General features: G+C 60.6%; 19 protein-coding genes. 11 read left to right on the top strand and 8 right to left on the bottom strand.

The window, feature by feature from the left end; translation table 11 throughout:
- Positions 1 to 6: 6 nt before the first annotated feature.
- Positions 7 to 861: a transporter substrate-binding domain-containing protein gene (locus HWX34_RS04050; RefSeq protein ID WP_178971099.1), complete on the top strand. Its 855-nt coding sequence runs from the start codon at positions 7 to 9 to the stop codon at positions 859 to 861.
- A 15-nt stretch (positions 862 to 876) separates the two neighbouring features.
- Here HWX34_RS04050 and gcvA read toward each other — a convergent pair whose 3' ends face one another.
- Complete coding sequence (gcvA, locus tag HWX34_RS04045) at positions 877 to 1,764, bottom strand: transcriptional regulator GcvA (protein WP_178971098.1); 888 nt, start codon at positions 1,762 to 1,764, stop codon at positions 877 to 879.
- Positions 1,765 to 1,840: 76 nt separating this feature from the next.
- On the opposite strand from gcvA, the gene HWX34_RS04040 reads away from it, so the two are divergent.
- From HWX34_RS04040 to HWX34_RS03995, 10 genes are all read left to right on the top strand, one after another.
- The gene (locus HWX34_RS04040; protein WP_178971097.1) at positions 1,841 to 2,404 is read left to right on the top strand and encodes a chromate transporter; all 564 of its coding nucleotides are present in this window, start codon (positions 1,841 to 1,843) and stop codon (positions 2,402 to 2,404) included.
- Positions 2,398 to 2,919 (top strand): chromate transporter, encoded by a 522-nt coding sequence (locus tag HWX34_RS04035; RefSeq protein WP_218645044.1) that lies wholly within the window; start codon positions 2,398 to 2,400, stop codon positions 2,917 to 2,919. The genes HWX34_RS04040 and HWX34_RS04035 overlap by 7 nt, the downstream gene beginning before the upstream one ends.
- A gap of 75 nt (positions 2,920 to 2,994) precedes the next feature.
- Positions 2,995 to 3,915, top strand: a complete 921-nt coding sequence (locus HWX34_RS04030) for a fatty acid desaturase (protein WP_178971096.1) — start codon at positions 2,995 to 2,997, stop codon at positions 3,913 to 3,915.
- 62 nt (positions 3,916 to 3,977) lie between these two features.
- Positions 3,978 to 5,039 (top strand): uroporphyrinogen decarboxylase, encoded by a 1,062-nt coding sequence (hemE, locus tag HWX34_RS04025; protein ID WP_178971095.1) that lies wholly within the window; start codon positions 3,978 to 3,980, stop codon positions 5,037 to 5,039.
- Positions 5,040 to 5,529: 490 nt separating this feature from the next.
- Positions 5,530 to 7,704, top strand: coding sequence for a primosomal protein N' (locus HWX34_RS04020; protein WP_370459666.1), 2,175 nt, complete (start codon positions 5,530 to 5,532; stop codon positions 7,702 to 7,704).
- Positions 7,705 to 9,132, top strand: a complete 1,428-nt coding sequence (gene dacB / locus HWX34_RS04015; protein WP_178971093.1) for a D-alanyl-D-alanine carboxypeptidase/D-alanyl-D-alanine-endopeptidase — start codon at positions 7,705 to 7,707, stop codon at positions 9,130 to 9,132.
- A gap of 26 nt (positions 9,133 to 9,158) precedes the next feature.
- Positions 9,159 to 9,416, top strand: a complete 258-nt coding sequence (gene grxC, locus HWX34_RS04010; RefSeq protein ID WP_045845463.1) for a glutaredoxin 3 — start codon at positions 9,159 to 9,161, stop codon at positions 9,414 to 9,416.
- Positions 9,417 to 9,564: 148 nt separating this feature from the next.
- A complete protein-coding gene (secB, locus tag HWX34_RS04005) occupies positions 9,565 to 10,017 on the top strand; it encodes a protein-export chaperone SecB (protein WP_045845464.1) in 453 nt (150 codons plus the stop codon).
- Entirely contained in the window at positions 10,017 to 10,463 is a 447-nt protein-coding gene (locus tag HWX34_RS04000; protein WP_178971092.1) for an SH3 domain-containing protein, read from the top strand. Before secB ends, HWX34_RS04000 begins: the two co-directional genes overlap by 1 nt.
- A 3-nt stretch (positions 10,464 to 10,466) precedes the next feature.
- Positions 10,467 to 11,471: an NAD(P)H-dependent glycerol-3-phosphate dehydrogenase gene (locus HWX34_RS03995; RefSeq protein WP_178971091.1), complete on the top strand. Its 1,005-nt coding sequence runs from the start codon at positions 10,467 to 10,469 to the stop codon at positions 11,469 to 11,471.
- An 86-nt stretch (positions 11,472 to 11,557) separates the two neighbouring features.
- Here the strand turns inward: HWX34_RS03995 and HWX34_RS03990 are convergent, their stop codons facing one another.
- The 7 genes from HWX34_RS03990 to aroQ form a co-directional block, all read right to left on the bottom strand.
- Positions 11,558 to 11,788: a hypothetical protein gene (locus tag HWX34_RS03990; protein WP_178971090.1), complete on the bottom strand. Its 231-nt coding sequence runs from the start codon at positions 11,786 to 11,788 to the stop codon at positions 11,558 to 11,560.
- 183 nt (positions 11,789 to 11,971) lie between these two features.
- Positions 11,972 to 12,517 (bottom strand): thiol peroxidase, encoded by a 546-nt coding sequence (locus HWX34_RS03985; protein ID WP_178971089.1) that lies wholly within the window; start codon positions 12,515 to 12,517, stop codon positions 11,972 to 11,974.
- A 124-nt stretch (positions 12,518 to 12,641) separates the two neighbouring features.
- Positions 12,642 to 13,805 carry a DUF3426 domain-containing protein gene (locus HWX34_RS03980; RefSeq protein ID WP_178971088.1) on the bottom strand — a complete coding sequence of 388 codons (1,164 nt, stop codon included), beginning with the start codon at positions 13,803 to 13,805 and terminating at the stop codon, positions 12,642 to 12,644.
- On the bottom strand, positions 13,802 to 14,698 hold the full coding sequence (gene prmA, locus HWX34_RS03975; RefSeq protein WP_178971087.1) for a 50S ribosomal protein L11 methyltransferase: 897 nt from the start codon (positions 14,696 to 14,698) through the stop codon (positions 13,802 to 13,804). The genes HWX34_RS03980 and prmA overlap by 4 nt, the downstream gene beginning before the upstream one ends.
- Entirely contained in the window at positions 14,698 to 16,056 is a 1,359-nt protein-coding gene (gene accC / locus HWX34_RS03970) for an acetyl-CoA carboxylase biotin carboxylase subunit (protein WP_178971086.1), read from the bottom strand. Before accC ends, prmA begins: the two co-directional genes overlap by 1 nt.
- A 98-nt stretch (positions 16,057 to 16,154) precedes the next feature.
- Positions 16,155 to 16,619, bottom strand: coding sequence for an acetyl-CoA carboxylase biotin carboxyl carrier protein (accB, locus tag HWX34_RS03965; RefSeq protein WP_045845472.1), 465 nt, complete (start codon positions 16,617 to 16,619; stop codon positions 16,155 to 16,157).
- A gap of 34 nt (positions 16,620 to 16,653) precedes the next feature.
- Complete coding sequence (gene aroQ / locus HWX34_RS03960; RefSeq protein WP_045845473.1) at positions 16,654 to 17,103, bottom strand: type II 3-dehydroquinate dehydratase; 450 nt, start codon at positions 17,101 to 17,103, stop codon at positions 16,654 to 16,656.
- Positions 17,104 to 17,217: the final 114 nt, after the last annotated feature.

The raw sequence follows: 17,217 nt of genomic DNA, 5'->3' as shown, positions 1-17,217 counted from the left end.
AACGTCATGTACCGCTGGATTGTCTGCTGTTTGTCGGGTTTGCTGATGTCACTGTCGGCCTCTGCTACCGTGCGGCCCGTCCCGGTGCGTTATGCGCTGGTGTCCGGGCTGGAAGACCCGCACCTGCCCTACATGCTGTCGCTGTTGCAACTGGCCTGTGACGAGGCGGGCTTGCGCTGTCAGCTGCAGGCCGCCTCCACCATGAACCAGTCGCGGGCGATGGTGCAATTGGGCAAGCGTGAAGGTGGTATTGATCTGTTCTGGGGCATGACCAGTCGTGAGCGCGAACAGCAGGCCATCTCCATCCGCATTCCGCTGGACAAGGGCTTGCTGGGCTGGCGGGTGGCGTTGATCCATGCCAGTCAGCCAGACTTGCTGGCCGGTGTGCGTGATGTGAAGCAGCTTTCCCGGCTGATGGCAGGGCAGGTGGCGGATTGGCCGGATACCGAGATCTTGCGTCATGCCGGCTTGCCGGTACTGACCACACAGGATTACGGCAACCTGTTTCCCATGCTGCAAAGAAAACGTTTTGATTATTTCCCGCGCAGTGTGATCGAAGTGCAGCGCGAAGCAGCCTTGCCGGTGGCCAAGGGCTTGCTGATCGACCGTCATCTGGTATTGCACTACCCCACCGCCATGTATTTCTTTGTCAGCCGCAACAAACCAGAGTTGGCGGCCCAACTGGAGCAGGGACTGCGCAAGGCATTGAAGGATGGCCGTTTCAACCAGCTGTTCCAGCGTTATAACGGCCAACTGCTGTCACAGCTGGCGTTGGCCACACGGCGGGAAATTCCGCTCGACAATCCGCTGCTGCCTCCGGCTACGCCCTTGCAGGACCGTACGCTATGGTATCGGCCCTGATCCGGTACTGGCACATCAATGTTGTTGCCCTTCCTCCTCCAGCCACTGACAAAAGGCGGTGACCAGCTCATCGCCCACCAGTGATTGCGGTACGGCCCAGGAATAACCCCGTACGGAGATTTCCGGTCCCGCCAGTGGAGCCACCAGTTTGCCGCTGGCTAATTCGCTTTCAATCACCGGCAGCGCGCCCAGCGTCACACCCAGCCCGTCCACTGCCGCCTGCAAGGCCAGGTAGTAATGATCGAAATGCTGGTCTGCGCCGGACTGCAAGCCGGGCACCCCGGCAGCTGCCAGCCAGCGTGCCCAGGCCACCGGCCTGGTTTCCGCGTGCAGCAAGGTGTGTTGCGCCAGGTCGGCAGGCTGCCGGATGGGCAGGCGCGCCAGCAAGGCCGGGCTGCATACCGGGATTTCCCGCTCGGTGAGAAAGGCATGCGAGACAAAGCCATGCCAGTGGTCCTTGCCACGACGGATGGCAATGTCGAAGTCGGCATTCTGGTTGTTGATGCTGGCATCGGATGTAGCCAGTCGCAATTCCACCCCTGGGTAGCGCAGCTGAAAGCGGGTAAGCCTGGGCAATAACCAGTGCATGGCCAGCGTGGGGGTGACGTTGATGTTCAGCCGGTGTCCCTGCTGGCGGGCCTGCAGTTTTTCGGTGGCAGTGGCAATGCCGTCCAGCGCAGTCTGGATGGCTGGCAGATAAGCCTGACCGGCCGCCGATAGCCGAACCCGGCGGCCATGGCGTTCAAACAGGCTGACGCCCAGCCAGTCCTCCAGCTGTTGAATCTGGCGACTGATGGCACCGTGGGTCACATACAGGGCTTCGGCTGCAGCGGTGAAACTGCCTTGTCGTGCAGCAGATTCAAAGGCCTTTAGCGCATTGAGTGGGGGAAGGCGACGGTTCATGCTGGTGAGTTTAGCTCACAAAGAATGCCATAAAAACTCGTTTGTTCTGACGGCATTGGCGGGCTAGCCTTGCACGATGAATTCATCACTGATTATTCCCACTCGCCGCCAGTTGTTTCTGGGTTTCTTCAGCATCGGTCTGAGCGGTTTTGGCGGTGTGCTGCCACTGGCGCACCGCATGCTGGTGCAGCAGCGTCGCTGGCTGAACGAGGAAGAGTTCACCGAACTCTTGGGGCTGGGACAGATTCTGCCCGGGCCCAATATCGTCAATATGTCCATCGCCATTGGTTCGCGCTTTCATGGCGTGGCCGGAGCCTGGCTGGCTGTGGCCGGGCTGATGCTGGCCCCGCTCATCATCGTGCTGAGCATGGTCATGCTGTACGACCACTACCAAAGCCTGCCGGACGTGCAGGGCACCTTGCACGGACTGGCCTCGGCGGCGGCAGGTTTGCTGCTGGCCATGGTGTTGCGCATGGGGCAGAAAATAGAGCTGCACTGGCAGACGGTGTCGTTGGCCATACTCACCTTTGTGGCGGTCGGCGTATGGCGCCTGCCCTTGCTGCCGGTGTTACTGGTGCTGGGCCCGCTGTCGGTGTGGCTGGCCCGTCGACGCCAGCGATCTGGAGATGAATCATGCTGATCCTGCTGTCCTTGCTGGCCAGTTTTTCCTTGTTTTCGCTGATGGCGGTGGGGGGGGCGGTAACGCTGATTCCCGCCATGCACAGCTATGTGGTGGACAGCCATCACTGGATGAGCGGACAGGAGTTTGCCGCCTTGTTTGCCATTGCTCAGGCGGCACCGGGGCCGAACGTGCTGGTGGTCAGCCTGATTGGCTGGAAAGTGGCAGGCCTCGCCGGTGCGCTGGTGGCCACTGTGGGCATGTGTGGCCCGTCCTCGCTGCTGTGTTACTACGTCACCCGGCTGTGGCAACGCTTTCATGGTTCGCCATGGCGACGCGCCATCGAGCGCGGCCTGGCCCCGCTGACCATCGGCCTGGTGGCGGGCAGTGCCATGCTGATGAGTGAGGCGGCCAATGCGCGCTGGACCGGCTGGTTGCTGTGCGGCGTAGTCGCTGTCATCGCCTGGCGCAGCCGCATCAATCCGCTGTGGCTACTGGCTGGCGGTGCCGTACTGGGTTGGCTGGGGTGGATCTGAAGCTTGCTCCGGCGCGTCATCAGTGTTTCACGCAGCGTGGGCAGACTAAGCCGTTTGCAAGCTGATGGAGAAACCATGCGGCTGTGGTCGTTGACGCCTGCCCGGCAAAACCTGCTGTTGTGCCTGCTGGCCTTGCGCCTGTATCTGGTGGAGCTGGTGGCCGTTCCTGTGGCACTGCTCTATCTGCACCCGGCTTGCGGACTGATATTGTTGCTCACCTTGTTGCTGATTCCGCTGCGCTGGCAATTGCTGCACGAGGCGGCACATGGCCATTTGTTGCCCTCCGCCACACATAACAGATTGGCGGGGCGATTGATGGGCATTGCACTGGGTCTGCCGTTTGATGTGTGGCGGCAGGCGCATCAATTGCACCATCGCTACAGCCGTAGCCGCTGGCATCAGGTGGAAGTGTACGACCCGTCCTGCGAACGCTACTGGTCACGCCAGTTGTTGCTGATACTGCGCATCAGTGGTGGTGCTTATTTGTTGGCCTGGTGCGGTAGCCTGTTGCTATTGTTTGTCCCGGCTGCGGCCCGCTGGCCCTTGTTATGTCGGCACTTTGCCTTGTGGCCGCGCCTGCATGTGCGCATGCAGCGTTGTCGCCGTCTGTCCGCTGCGCGCACCGATGCCGCGCTGGCACTGCTGTTGCCGCTGCTGTCCTTGCTGGTGTACGGCCAGCATGACTGGATGTTGTGGCTGGCACTGCTGTCACGCGCCGTGCTGATTTCCCTCACCGACCATGTCTGCTTTGCTGCCCAGGCGCTGGGTTGTCCCCGCCGAGCGGCCAATCTGTTCTTGCCGCGCTGGCTGGGATATTGCCTGCTCAACAGCCATCTGCGCGGTGTACACCAGCGCTGGCCGCATCTACCCTGGCAAGCGCTGCCACAGCAGTTTTCCAGTACCGGCCTGGACTGGGATGGGGCTTATCTGGAGCGTTTGACCGGGGTGCAATGGCAGCTTCAGGCCAGAGACCATCTGCCGGTAATACCCCTGTAGAAGTCAGGGATGGGTATAATGCCGCTGAATTCATTACGCCAGGCTAGCAAGCCCACACCGACATGACCCAGCTCAAGAATGACACTTTCCTGCGTGCGCTCCTGAAGGAGCCGGTTGAATACACCCCCATCTGGATGATGCGCCAGGCTGGCCGCTACCTGCCGGAATACCGCGCCACGCGCGCACGCGCAGGCAGCTTCATGGGCTTGTGCACCAGCCCTGACTACGCCACCGAAGTGACTCTGCAACCGCTGGACCGCTTCCCGCTGGATGCTGCCATTCTGTTTTCCGACATTCTCACCGTGCCGGATGCCATGGGCCTGGGCCTGTACTTTGCCGAGGGCGAAGGCCCCAAGTTCGAACGCCCGCTGCGCGACGAGCAAGCCATCCGTGCACTGCAGGTACCGGTACTGGACAAGCTGCAATACGTGTTCGACGCCGTGTCCAGCATCCGCAAGGCGCTGGATGGTCGCGTGCCGCTGATCGGCTTCTCCGGCAGCCCGTTCACCCTGGCCTGCTACATGATTGAAGGTGGTGGTTCGGATGACTTCCGCCACGTGAAAGCCATGCTCTACAGCCGTCCCGAACTGCTGCACCACATCCTGGCGGTCAATGCCCAGACAGTGACCGACTACCTGAATGCCCAGATCGACGCCGGTGCCCAGGCGGTGCAGATCTTCGATACCTGGGGCGGTGCGCTCAGCCACGCGGCCTACAAGGAATTCTCGCTGGCTTACATGCAGCGTATTGTGTCCGGCCTGAAGCGCGAAGCCGACGGCCGTCGCGTGCCGGTGATCGTGTTCACCAAGAATGGCGGTCAATGGCTGGAAGACATCGCCGCCATCGGTGCGGACTGTGTCGGCCTGGACTGGACCACCGACATCGGCCTGGCCCGTGCGCGTGTGGGTGACAAGGTGGCACTGCAAGGCAATTTCGACCCGAATGCCTTGTTCGGCTCGCCTGCGGCCATCGAGGCCGAAGCCGGTCGTATTCTGGCTGCGTATGGTCAGGGCTCCGGCCATGTGTTCAACCTGGGGCATGGCATTTCCCAGCATGCCGACCCGGCCCATGCCGCGGCTCTGGTTGAAGCGGTACATCGCCTGTCCCGTTCCTACCATCAGTAAGTCTTGCTGACAGGCTGGGGCATGCTGCCCCGGCCTGTCCATTTGCAAGAATCCAAGCTTTATTTCCTGCCTGATTTCCAATTGTTTTTCGATTTTCCGCACTTGCTGTATCTTTTCTCCTGGCTGCGGGGGAGGGGGTATACCCTGCCTTGCCGTGCGGTTTTGTCTGCTTCTCGCGGTAAATGGATGGCATGCATGAAAGGGGTGTTGACAGTTGCACCGACTGTTGTTCTCGGAGTTATGCACACTGGAATCGCCCTTGGCGGCAAATTGTCAAGTCCGATGGGCAAAATTAGTGCAATGTAGTTAAGTTATTGAAATTAAAAGAAATATTGTTCTGATTAATTTTTGTGCAATCTAATGGAAATGCTGATTTAATGGCCTTTCCATGCCGGGATGCAGAGTTGTTCACAAAGATATCCACAGCTTCTGTGCATAGATGGCGCAAAGCCTTGTCGGTGCTGGGTTTGCTGTAAAGGGAAAATTTACCGTGGGTTCTCAGAGAGTTCAGGTGGTGGTTGATCTGCCCCTGTTTGGCGCATTTACCTACCTGTCTCATTTTGATGTCATACCCGGTCAACGGGTGGCGGTTCCCTTTGGCAAACGCCAGCTGTGTGGCGTGGCTGTCACGGGCATACCCCCCGAGGGTTTGCCTGACAGTCAGCTCAAAGCCATAGAGCAGGTGTTTGACGGCTTGCCGCCGCTACCGGCGGATTTTCTGGCGCTCACCGAATTTGCCGCCGCTTATTACCATTATCCGCTGGGGCCGACGCTGTTTACCGCCTTGCCCACCGGTCTGCGTGAAGCACGCGACATCATTCCGGCCGATGAACGTCCGTTTGGCCTGAGCGATCAGGGGCAGCTTGCCCAGCCACCAGCACGGCAACGGGCGCGTCTGGCCTTGTGGCAGGCACTGTGCGATGGCCCGCTCACACAGGAACAAGCCCGGCAGGTCACCCCGCAAGCGGGCAAGATTCTGGCGGACTGGCTGGCCGAGGGGCTGGTGCTGCGTGTGGCAGCAGAAAAGCCTGCCTTGCAGCTAGGCAGTGCACCGCAACTGAATGCCGACCAGCAGGCGGCTCTGGATGCCTTGCTGGCGCAGCCCGGCGGCTTTCAGCCCTGGCTGCTGCATGGCATTACCGGCAGCGGCAAGACCGAAGTGTATTTGCAGCACATTGCCCATAGCCTGGCTGCCGGGCAGCAGGTATTGGTGCTGGTGCCGGAAATCAATCTCACTCCGCAACTGGTGGAGCGCTTCATCCAGCGTTTTCCGGCTACCCGCATTGCGGTACAGCACAGCCAGCTGGCGGAGGGCGAGCGCCTGCGCAACTGGCTGGACGCCTGGCAAGGGCGTGCCGATATCGTGATCGGCACCCGCTTGTCGGTCTTTACCCCCATGCCACGGTTGGGGTTGATTGTGGTGGATGAAGAGCATGATGGTTCGTTCAAGCAGCAGGACGGTTTGCGCTACCATGCGCGCGATCTGGCCATCTGGCGCGCACACCGGGCCGGCTTGCCCATTATTCTGGGCAGCGCCACCCCGAGTCTGGAAACCGTGGCCAATGTCGAAGCCGGGCGCTATCGCCAGCTCAAACTCAGCCAGCGGGCACATGGCGCGGCCAAGCTGCCGCAGGTACGGCTGGTGGATACCCGGCGCGCCAAGCTCACCGAAGGGTTGTCCGACCCGGTGATCAAGGCTTTGGCCGTCCGGCTGGAACGACGGGAAATGAGCCTGGTATTCATCAACCGGCGTGGTTTTGCCCCGGTGCTGGCTTGTAGTGATTGCGGCTGGACCAGTGGTTGTCCGCGCTGCTCCACCCGGCTGGTACTGCATCTGCTGGAGCGCAAGCTGCGCTGCCATCATTGCGGCTGGGAGGAAGCGGTACCCCATGCCTGCCCGGAGTGCGGTGCGCCGGACATCAAGCCGCTGGGCGAGGGGACGCAGCGGCTGGAATCCGCACTGGGACGCTTGTTCCCGACGGCGCGCATCTTGCGCATAGACCGCGACACCACCCAGCGCAAACAGGCCTGGGAGGAGATTTACCGCCAGGTGCATGCCGGAGAGGTGGACATGCTGGTGGGCACGCAGATGCTGGCCAAAGGCCACGATTTCGGCACGCTGTCGCTGGTGACGGTACTGAATGCCGATGGCGGCTTGTATTCCGCTGACTATCGCGCCTCCGAACGCCTGTTCGCCCAGCTCACCCAGGTGGCGGGCCGCGCTGGCCGGGCGGATGCGCCGGGTGAAGTGCTGGTGCAGACGCAATGGCCGGATCACCCACTGTATCAGGCACTGGTGGCGCACGATTTTGACGGTTTTGCCGCCAGCTTGCTGCAAGAGCGTCGTCAGGCGGCCTTTCCGCCGTCGGTGCATCAGGCCCTGCTGCGCGCCGATGCCACCGAACTGGCGCAGGCCACGGCCTTTCTCACTCAGGTGCGCAACCAGGTACAGAACATAGCTGCAGGCGTGCTGATTTCCGGCCCGGCCCCGGCCTTGATGGTGCGGCTGGCCAACCGTGAGCGCGCCCAGCTGGTGCTGGAATGTGCCAACCGTCAGCAACTGCATCAGTTTCTCGATCAACTACCCCCGCTGCTGGATCAACTGGCCCGCCAGTATGGCCGCGGTTTGCGCTGGTCGCTGGATGTCGACCCGCAGGAGATGTAAATGAAGGTGTTTTCCTCCGTCCTGGTATTGGCGCTGTCCTGCCACATTGCCACTGCCGCCGCGCTTGACCTGCACGGACTCAAACCGGACGAAGTAGCTGTCTGGGCTGCTCCGGTAGAAGGCGGCCCGGAGCTGGCCAGCTTGCGTGCGGATGTGCCGGTCAACCCGGCCTCCACCATGAAATTGCTCACCAGCTGGACTGCGCTTAGCCGGCTGGGCCCCGGCTACCGCTGGACCACCCGGCTGGTTTCCGCCGCCCCGGTGCAGGACGGCGTGCTCAAGGGCGACCTGGTGTGGGTGGGGGCCGGCGATCCGCGCTTTGGCATGGCCAATTTGCGCAGCCTGCTGCATGACTTGCGTCTGCGTGGCATTCGCCAGATTGAAGGCCGGCTGCTGCTGGACAAGAGCGCCTTCAGCAGCATAGGGACGGCTGACAATTTTGGCGGGGACGAAGGCAAATCCTTCACCGTGGAACCGGATACCCATCTGACCGGCCTGAAAGTGGCCTGGTTGCGCTTTTTCAATGACAGCAACGGCACGCGTGTGGTGCTTGACCCGCCGCTGGCCGGTGTCAGCCTGCAGGCCAGACTAAGCAATGGTGGCGATACAGCCGCCACCTGCCCCGATGTACGCCAGTGGGTGCACATCAGAGAGCAGGGCAGCCAGATTGACGTCAGCGGCAAGCTGCCCACCGCCTGTGATGGCAGCCAGGCTTATGTAAACGTGCTGGAACACAACGACTTTGCCGCGCAGAGTTTTGCCGCCCTGTGGCAAGAACTTGGAGGCAGCGGCCCGCAGGGCATGGCGCAGGGCCGCGCACCGGCCAATGCGCGCACGCTGGCGCAATACCAGTCCGAGCCACTCACCACGGCCTTGAACGACATCAACAAGTACAGCAACAACACCATGGCGCGCACGGTATACCTGACGCTGGGGCGCGAGGCGGCAAAGAGTGGCGATACCCCGGCCGATGCCCAGACCGCCGTGCGCAGCCTGCTGGCGGAGCAACATATTGCGGCGGCTGCGCTGGTGCTGGAAAACGGCTGCGGCCTGTCCCGGCGCGAACGGGTATCAGCCCGCTTGCTAGGCCAGGTATTGCTTAATGCCGCCCGTGGGCCATATGGCAACGAATTGATGGCTTCCTTGCCGCTGGCCAGCGAAGACGGCACGCTCAAGCGCCGCTTTGCCAGCATCGGCCCGCGCCTGCGCATGAAAACCGGCACGCTGAAAGATGTGAAGGCCTTGGCTGGCTACTGGCAGGCTGCCGATGGCCGTCGCCTGGCCATTGTGGCCATCATCAACAGTCCACGCGCGCCAGCCATGGCCGGCGCACTGGATGCCGTGGTGGCCGACCTGATTCACCGCTTCGACCACAGTGTGGCCGATGGCAGCGCGCCTGCCCCGGCTGACGCTATAATGCAACCCTGAACCCACCACGCATCAACAGGTTTTTCATGAAACACGTCACCATGTACACCACGGCGGTTTGCCCGTTCTGCATTCGTGCCAAGCAATTGCTGGCCAGCAAGGGCGTGACCGGCATCGAAGAAATCCGCATCGACCTGGACCCGGAAGCCCGCGACCGCATGATGAGCAGCACCGGCCGTCGCACCGTGCCGCAAATTTACATCGGCGATACCCATGTGGGTGGCTGCGACGATCTGGTGGCCCTGAACCAGGCCGGCAAGCTGGACATTCTGCTGGCGGATTGACCGCCATCAAGCCCGCATCAGCCAGCATGCAGCACAGACAGGGATAGCACAGTCCCCCTCTGGTGGCCTGCCGTGCTTTCATGCGATGATGCGAGCTTGATTTTCTGACCAACCGGCCGCCAGCGTGCGGCCTTGAGCGAGACAAGACATGAGCGAACAACAAGAGCTGCAACCGGTTTTCTCCATCGAAAAGATCTATGTCAAGGACCTGTCCCTGGAAGTGCCGAATGCACCGCAGGTCTATCTGGAAGCCGCCCAGCCGGAAATCGACATGCAACTGGCCAGCGAAGGCAAGCAGATTGACGATGGCTTCTTCGAAGTTGCCCTTACCGTTACCGTAACGGCCAAACTGCCGGAAAAAACCATGTTCCTGTGCGAAGTCACCGAAGCCGGTATCTTCCGCATCGAAAACGTACCGGCCGAAGACATCGAGCCGATTCTTGGCGTTGCCTGCCCGAACATCTTGTTCCCGTATGCCCGCGAAACCGTGTCCAACCTGGTAAACCGTGCCGGTTTCCCGCCGGTACTGCTCTCGCCGATCAACTTTGAAGCGCTGTACATGCAACAGCGTGCCCAGCAAGCCGAAGCCGGCAACGCCTGATGCTGCGCCGCCTCGTCACTGTCACTGCCATGCTGGCCGGGTTCATCGCCCTGCCGGCCCAGGCACTGGAGTTCCGTTCGGTCAAGGAAACCGGCGTGGCGCTGTACGAGGCGCCTGCGCTGAGTGCCAAGAAGCTGTTTGTGGTCAGCCGCTATTACCCGGTGGAGGTTCTGTCCAGCCAGAAGGAATGGTCACGCGTGCGTGATGCCACCGGCGGTATCGCCTGGATTCCGCTGGCGGCATTGTCCTCGCAACGCTGGCTGCTGGTGACTGCCGATCAGGCCGTGGTGCGGGATGCGCCGGCGGCCAATGCCAAACCCTTGTTTTCTGTCGCACGCGATGGCGTGCTGCAATGGCAGGAAGCCCCCAAGGACGGCTGGGTGCGTATCAAGCACCGTGATGGCAGTGGTGGCTATGCCCGCATCAGCGATCTGTGGGGTTTGTAAATCATGAAACTGGCCATTCTGGGAAGCGGGGCCTGGGGCAGTGCCCTGGCCATGGCGTTTGCCCGTCATCATGATGTCAGTCTGTGGGGGCGCGATGCCGGCTTGATGGCCGAGCTGGCCGCCGAACGTGTAAACCGGCGTTATCTGCCGGATTGCCGCTTTCCCGACTCGATTACCCTGACTGCTGAATTGCCGCGTGCCATCCAGCAGGCCGAGCTGATCCTGATTGTCACGCCCATCGCTGGCTTGCGGCCAACCTTGCGGGCGCTGACCGCGCTGTCATCCGACCTGCCGCCCATCCTGTGGGCTTGCAAGGGCTTTGAGGCAGGCTCCAGCTTGCTGCCGCACCAAGTGGTGGCCGAAGAATTGCCGACCGATCACCCTTGTGGTGTGTTGTCCGGCCCCAGCTTTGCCCGTGAAGTGGCCGAAGGCCTGCCCGCTGCCGTCACCATTGCGTCGGATGATGCCGAGTTTGCCCGTCGTATCGCCCGCGAACTGCACAGCCCGCTGCTGCGGCTGTATGCCAATGATGATCTGGTGGGAGTGGAAGTCGGTGGTGCGGTGAAGAATGTCATGGCCATTGCCACCGGTGTGGCGGATGGACTGGGTTTTGGCATGAATGCGCGTGCCGCGCTGATTACCCGTGGCCTGGCGGAAATCACCCGTCTGGCCAGCGCATTGGGTGCCAGTCAGCAAACCATGATGGGCCTGGCCGGTATGGGGGATCTGATCCTGACTTGCACGGGTGCGCTGTCGCGTAACCGGCAGGTGGGCTTGAAGCTGGCCGAGGGCAAGTCGCTGGACAGCATTCTGGCCGAATTGGGCCATGTAGCCGAAGGCGTCAGCACCGCACGTGAAGTGCTGACCATGGCCGAGCGGCTGGAAGTGGAAATGCCGATTACCGCTGCGGTATGCGGCCTGCTGTATCAGGGTAATGACCCTCACCGGGTGGTTGAGGGATTGCTCAGTCGGGCGCCCAAGTCTGAAGGTGGCGGTACCTTGCAATGATGCCAACTGACCAGCATGAAAAAAAGCCTCCGCAACGGAGGCTTTTTTTCATGCTGGCATTTGCCAGCAGCATGGCCTGATCTGGCTTAGTGATTATGCTGGTTTTCACGCAGACTTTGCGCGTCCCAGTAGGCATTGATTTTCTGGATGCGCTGCTGCTCGGCGGCCGGCAGCTTGGCAAATTGTGCCTTGATGGCTTGCTGTTCGGCTTGCCAGGCAGCCACGCTGTCCGGGGTCGGCGGGTTGTTGTTGGTGTCGTGGGCAAATGCAGTGCTGCTGGCAATCAGGGTAATCAGGGCGATGGCGGCGGTTTTCATACTGTGCTCCTTGCTAAGTGCGTTTTCTGCTGTGTCTTACAGCTTGAGCACAGTATATTGACCATTTTTTATTCAATAAATATCAATTAATTTAATCATTTGTTTACCATTGGTGTTTAATTGGTGGAAACTTAGCTGCCAGCAGGCTGTCGCTGCAGGCCTGAAGTACACCGTGAGTCAGCCTCAGCCGGCTGTCGTGTTGTCCTGCTCCGGGTCCGCTGTCAGCAAGGCAGCAATGGCATGCTGGTTGAAACGGTCTGTCGTATGGTGCAGACGTTCGGCGTAGTGGATCAGGTTATCGCCATCTGCAATCAGGATGGCTGGCGCAGTGTAGCCGCTCAAGGGATAGCCCATCGCCAGCACGCCGTACTGCTTGTGGAAGTCGCGCCCACGCAAGGTGGATAGCAGGCTCACACCGGGCAGGCCGTGCGCCTGACGGCAGCGCAGCAGGGAGGACGGGGAATCCACCGTGATGACAATGATGGCCAGTTCCGGCCAACTTTCCAGAAAGCGTCGGGTATCTTGCAGTAGCGCCAGTCCAGCATGCTCACCTTCATCTACCGATAACAGGGTGATGATGGCCTTGGGCCGGCCAGCAAAGTTTTCCAGCGCCAGGTCACGCTTGTGCTCATCCACCAGCATGAAGCTGGGCAGAAAGTGCCCCACCTGGGGAAAGTCTCCGGCAACCGGAATGTCTTCGTCGCCGTATTGCAGAATGAAATCGCTCATGCTTGTCTCCTTGTCCGTATCATCATGGTGGACAGCATGGCGCTAAAAACAAGGCCGATTGCAGATTTTGTTGACCAATAACGTAAAAAAAGCGGCCGGGGCCGCTTTTTTGCCATGTGCTGAATCAGGGGTAGAACCAGTACAGGCTGTAGCCCATGGCCCGTACTTTGCCGATGTCCAGCCGCATGGTGATCTTCACCTCACTGTTGGCATTGAAACGCTGCAGTTTGAGGTCGTCCGCCTTCAGATACTCTTTGGGTGCAAACACCTTGCGGATCAGCACCTGGTCGTCGGCATCTTTCAGCGAAACCTCAAGCATCGGGTAATTCTGGGCAAAGGCCGCGTGGTTCTTCAGCGTGGCAGATAGCTGGACCAGATTGGGGTGTTCCGGTACAAAAGCCAGTTCCGACCATTCGGTACGAATCTGGGCAATATCGCTAGGCCACGGTACCTTGCAACCGGCCAGCGAGCAGAATGCTTCCAGCGCCGGACGAGCTTCCGGTACTTCTGCCGCAATGCGCGTGCGGTTGAAATACACCAGTTGGCCGGCCAGCAGCAGGGTGGCGATGGTCGCCAGCAATACCATCAACACAGTCAGCAGTGGATTGCGAGCCTTGCCGGCTGCGGCTGCGTCAGCATGTTCGCTGTCTGGCCTGGCATCCTCGTGTGGCAACTCCATGCTGGTGGTGCTGGCTGGCACTTCGGCTGCAGTGCTGTCTGGGGGAGCGGCGGGCGGCGGGTTTTCGTCGCTGCCGCGACGAGATTTGCCGAAGACATCGGGCAGGCCTTTGTCCTCTTCGGCATCAAGCGGCGTTGCAGCATAGGCAGCGCTGGCGGTGGGAGCGCGCCGGGTGTTGAGGGCTTCGGCCAGGGCGCGCTGGAATTCTTCCGCCTCACTGCGTTGCTGCTCGGTGTCGACCGCAGTCATCTTGTCTTCTGGCGCGATGTCCAGATTGAAGTCATCACGGACCGGAGTTTCGGTGGCGGTCTGCGGGTCGAAGTCGGGCAATTCCAGCTCGAAATCGTCCATCGGGTCGTGCACTGGCGGCGTGACTGGCGATGGTGCCAGCGGGCTGGGCGCCACCGGGCTGGGTGAAGGCGCCGGGGCGGGCGCTTCTGGCTGGGTGAGAACCGGCGGGGTTGCCGGTTCGGTACTGACAAAATGCTCGGTGGCGTTGAAAACATGCGCACAGCGCCCGCAGCGAACCAGGCCTTTGGCGGCGGCTAGCTGCGTATCGTTAACCTTGAAACGGGTCTGGCAACTTGGGCACTGTGTGGTGTAGCTCATACGCTTGGGCGTCGGGTTCCTGTCAGTCGGGTCCAGCCTTCATCGAACACCGGAGTGTCCATGGTAAACCACTGCGCATAAATCGCAGACAGTTCGTCGGCTTGTTCGGCCAGAATGCCGGACAGCACGATTTTACCACCGGTTTTCACATGGCTGGCCAGCAGCTGACCCAGCATGCGCAGCGGATTAGCTAGAATGTTGGCCAGCACTACGTCGTATTGGTCGGCCGGATTGGCATCCGGCAGGCAGAAGGTGGCGCTTACGTTGTTCTGGTCCGCATTGTCGCGGCTGGAACGCACGGCCTGGGCATCGATGTCCACACCCACGGCACTGCCGGCACCCAGCTTGAGCGCGGCAATGGCCAGAATGCCGGAGCCGCAACCGTAGTCCAGCACGCTTTCACCACCGGCAATATGTGCATCCAGCCACTGCAGGCACAGCCGCGTGGTGGGATGACTGCCAGTGCCGAAGGCGAGGCCCGGGTCCAGTTGCAGGTTTACCGCATCCGGTGCCGGCGCATCGTGCCAGGTCGGGGTAATCCACAGGCGGTCCGAGATGCGGATGGGTTCGAACTGGGACTGGGTCAGACGCACCCAGTCCTGCTCTTCCACGCGCTCGGTCTTGTACACCGGCATACCCAGCTTGCAGGCATTGCAGGCGGCGGCAATCAGCAGGGCCACGTCGGCATCTTCGGCAAACAGGGTGATGATGCGGCTGTGATTCCACAGCTTGTCCACCGGCATGCCCGGTTCGCCAAAGATGGGCTGTTCCTGGTCGGTACCGGCCAGGGCGTCTTCAATGGCGGTCGACAGCGCGCCCGCGTCCATCAGCGCATCGGCCAGGCGTTCGGCCACCGCCGAATCGGTATCGATGGTGGCTTGCAGCCAGGCCATTATGCGTCTCCCTTTTTCATTTGCGACAGGCGCTCTTCCAGATAGTGGATGCTGGTGCTACCACGCTGGAAAGCGGCATCCATGAACAATTCCTGATGTAGTGGGATATTGGTCTTGATACCGGAGATGGAGATTTCCGACAGGGCAACGCGCATGCGGGCCATGGCCTGGTCGCGGGTGTCACCGTAGGAAATCAGCTTGCCTACCATGGAGTCGTAATGCGACGGCACGGTATAGCCCTGATAGATGTGCGAGTCGATACGGATGCCAGGGCCGCCAGCCGGGTGATAGCTTTCGATCTTGCCCGGGGAGGGGACGAAGGTGAAAGGATCTTCGGCATTGATACGGCATTCCATGGCATGACCGCGCAGGATGATGTCTTCTTGCTTGTAGCGCAGTTTTTCGCCAGCAGCAATGCGGATCTGCTCCTGCACGATGTCCACGCCGGTGATCATTTCCGTCACCGGGTGTTCCACCTGAACGCGGGTGTTCATTTCGATGAAGTAGAACTCACCGTTTTCGAACAGGAATTCAAAAGTACCGGCGCCACGGTAGCCAATGCGGCTGCACGCCTCGGCGCAGGCGGTGCCAATGCGCTGACGTTGCTCGTCGGTAATGCCCGGAGCCGGTGCTTCTTCGATGATTTTCTGGTGACGACGTTGCATGGAGCAGTCGCGCTCGCCCAGGTAGATGGCATTGCCGTATTCGTCGGCCAGAATCTGGATTTCGATATGGCGCGGCTGCTGCAGGTATTTCTCCATGTATACAGTCGGGTTGCCGAATGCAGCACCGGCTTCGGTACGGGTCATCTGTACCGAATTGATCAGTGCGCCTTCGGTATGCACCACGCGCATGCCGCGGCCACCACCACCACCGGCGGCCTTGATGATGACCGGGAAGCCGATTTTCTTGGCAATCTTGACGATTTCGGCCGGATCATCCGGCAAGGCACCGTCGGAACCCGGCACGCAAGGTACGCCAGCAGCGATCATGGCGTCCTTGGCGGAAACCTTGTCGCCCATCAGGCGGATGGTTTCCGGGCGCGGGCCGATGAAGACAAAGCCGGACTGTTCCACGCGTTCGGCAAAGTCGGCGTTTTCCGACAAAAAGCCGTAACCGGGATGGATGGCCTGGGCGTCGGTCACTTCGGCAGCGGCAATCAGTGCCGGCACGTTCAGATAGCTTTTGGTCGACGGAGCAGGGCCGATGCAGACCGATTCATCGGCCAGCTTGACGTATTTGGCTTCGCGGTCGGCTTCGGAATGCACGACCACGGTCTTGATGCCCATTTCGCGGCAGGCGCGCTGGATACGCAGGGCGATTTCGCCGCGGTTTGCAATCAGGATTTTTTCAAACATGGTATGGACGTCCGTTGGGTGGCGCGTCAAACAACAGGGGCACTGACGCGGTGTCGTGCCCCTGTCATCTCTGGCGTCTATTAGCGAGGCAGAGAGAATTACTCGATGATGAACAGCGGCTCGCCGTATTCCACTGGCTGGCCATCTTCGGCCAGTACGGCCTTCACCACGCCGGAACGGTCGGCTTCGATTTCGTTCATCAGCTTCATGGCTTCGATGATGCACAGGGTGTCACCGGCATTCACGCTCTGGCCAACTTCCACGAAAGGCTTGGAGCCCGGGCTGGCGGAGCGGTAGAAGGTGCCTACCATCGGCGACTTCAGTGCATTGGCATTGTTGGCGGCAGCCGGAGCTTCGGCTGCGGCGGCAGGGGCGGCGGCAGCCGGCGCGGCAACTTGCTGTTGCATCGGCATTTGCATCATCGGCTGAGCGTAGGCAATTTGCTGTGCATTGGCCGATACGCGGGTGATGCGGACTTTTTCTTCCCCTTCGGTCACTTCGAGTTCGGCAATGCCGGATTCTTCGACGAGATCGATCAGTTTCTTCAGTTTACGCAGATCCATGGTAATCCTTCGGATGGGATGTACTTTTTTATGTTCAGGCTTGCGCGGACAAACGCCGGATGGCGTGCGCAAGTGCCAGTTCATAGCCCTGAGCGCCAAGGCCGCAAATCACGCCGACTGCCAGATCCGAAAAATACGAATGATGGCGGAACGGTTCGCGGGCATGGACGTTGGACAGGTGAACTTCTATGAACGGCACCTTCACCCCGGAAATGGCGTCACGCAGGGCAACGCTGGTGTGGGTAAAGGCCGCTGGATTGATGATGATGAACGACGTTCCGTCTGTCATGCAGGCATGAACGCGTTCGATCAATAGGTGTTCGGCGTTGCTTTGCAGCGCCTCAAGCTCGAAACCGGCGGCTTCAGCCTGTTCGGTCAGCCGCTGATTGATGGAGGCTAGCGTATCCCGGCCATAGTGCTGTGGTTCCCGTGTTCCAAGCAGATTGAGATTGGGGCCGTGCAGCACAAGGATTTTTCCGGTCAAAGCTTTGCTCCTGAGTTCAACATGGGCGCGAGTTTGCCGCAAATGACGACACGATGTCTAGCTTTTCCAGTATTTCAAACGGTTGTTTGATGTGTGAAGCTAACCGCCGGTTTC

This window comes from Aquitalea sp. LB_tupeE, assembly GCF_013391415.1.
In the GTDB taxonomy this organism is placed as follows: Bacteria; Pseudomonadota; Gammaproteobacteria; order Burkholderiales; family Chromobacteriaceae; genus Aquitalea.
The sequence above is the reverse complement of the archived record's forward strand: the minus strand, read 5'-3'. Positions and strand labels throughout refer to the sequence as shown.

Bases quoted from the DNA above. Each gene is read 5' to 3' on its own strand.
- HWX34_RS04050 (WP_178971099.1), top strand. From the start codon at position 7: ATGTACCGCTGGATTGTCTGCTGTTTGTCGGGTTTGCTGATGTCACTG.
- gcvA (WP_178971098.1), bottom strand. From the start codon at position 1,764: ATGAACCGTCGCCTTCCCCCACTCAATGCGCTAAAGGCCTTTGAATCT.
- HWX34_RS04040 (WP_178971097.1), top strand. From the start codon at position 1,841: ATGAATTCATCACTGATTATTCCCACTCGCCGCCAGTTGTTTCTGGGT.
- HWX34_RS04035 (WP_218645044.1), top strand. From the start codon at position 2,398: ATGCTGATCCTGCTGTCCTTGCTGGCCAGTTTTTCCTTGTTTTCGCTG.
- HWX34_RS04030 (WP_178971096.1), top strand. From the start codon at position 2,995: ATGCGGCTGTGGTCGTTGACGCCTGCCCGGCAAAACCTGCTGTTGTGC.
- hemE (WP_178971095.1), top strand. From the start codon at position 3,978: ATGACCCAGCTCAAGAATGACACTTTCCTGCGTGCGCTCCTGAAGGAG.
- dacB (WP_178971093.1), top strand. From the start codon at position 7,705: ATGAAGGTGTTTTCCTCCGTCCTGGTATTGGCGCTGTCCTGCCACATT.
- grxC (WP_045845463.1), top strand. From the start codon at position 9,159: ATGAAACACGTCACCATGTACACCACGGCGGTTTGCCCGTTCTGCATT.
- secB (WP_045845464.1), top strand. From the start codon at position 9,565: ATGAGCGAACAACAAGAGCTGCAACCGGTTTTCTCCATCGAAAAGATC.
- HWX34_RS04000 (WP_178971092.1), top strand. From the start codon at position 10,017: ATGCTGCGCCGCCTCGTCACTGTCACTGCCATGCTGGCCGGGTTCATC.
- HWX34_RS03995 (WP_178971091.1), top strand. From the start codon at position 10,467: ATGAAACTGGCCATTCTGGGAAGCGGGGCCTGGGGCAGTGCCCTGGCC.
- HWX34_RS03990 (WP_178971090.1), bottom strand. From the start codon at position 11,788: ATGAAAACCGCCGCCATCGCCCTGATTACCCTGATTGCCAGCAGCACT.
- HWX34_RS03985 (WP_178971089.1), bottom strand. From the start codon at position 12,517: ATGAGCGATTTCATTCTGCAATACGGCGACGAAGACATTCCGGTTGCC.
- HWX34_RS03980 (WP_178971088.1), bottom strand. From the start codon at position 13,805: ATGAGCTACACCACACAGTGCCCAAGTTGCCAGACCCGTTTCAAGGTT.
- prmA (WP_178971087.1), bottom strand. From the start codon at position 14,698: ATGGCCTGGCTGCAAGCCACCATCGATACCGATTCGGCGGTGGCCGAA.
- accC (WP_178971086.1), bottom strand. From the start codon at position 16,056: ATGTTTGAAAAAATCCTGATTGCAAACCGCGGCGAAATCGCCCTGCGT.
- accB (WP_045845472.1), bottom strand. From the start codon at position 16,619: ATGGATCTGCGTAAACTGAAGAAACTGATCGATCTCGTCGAAGAATCC.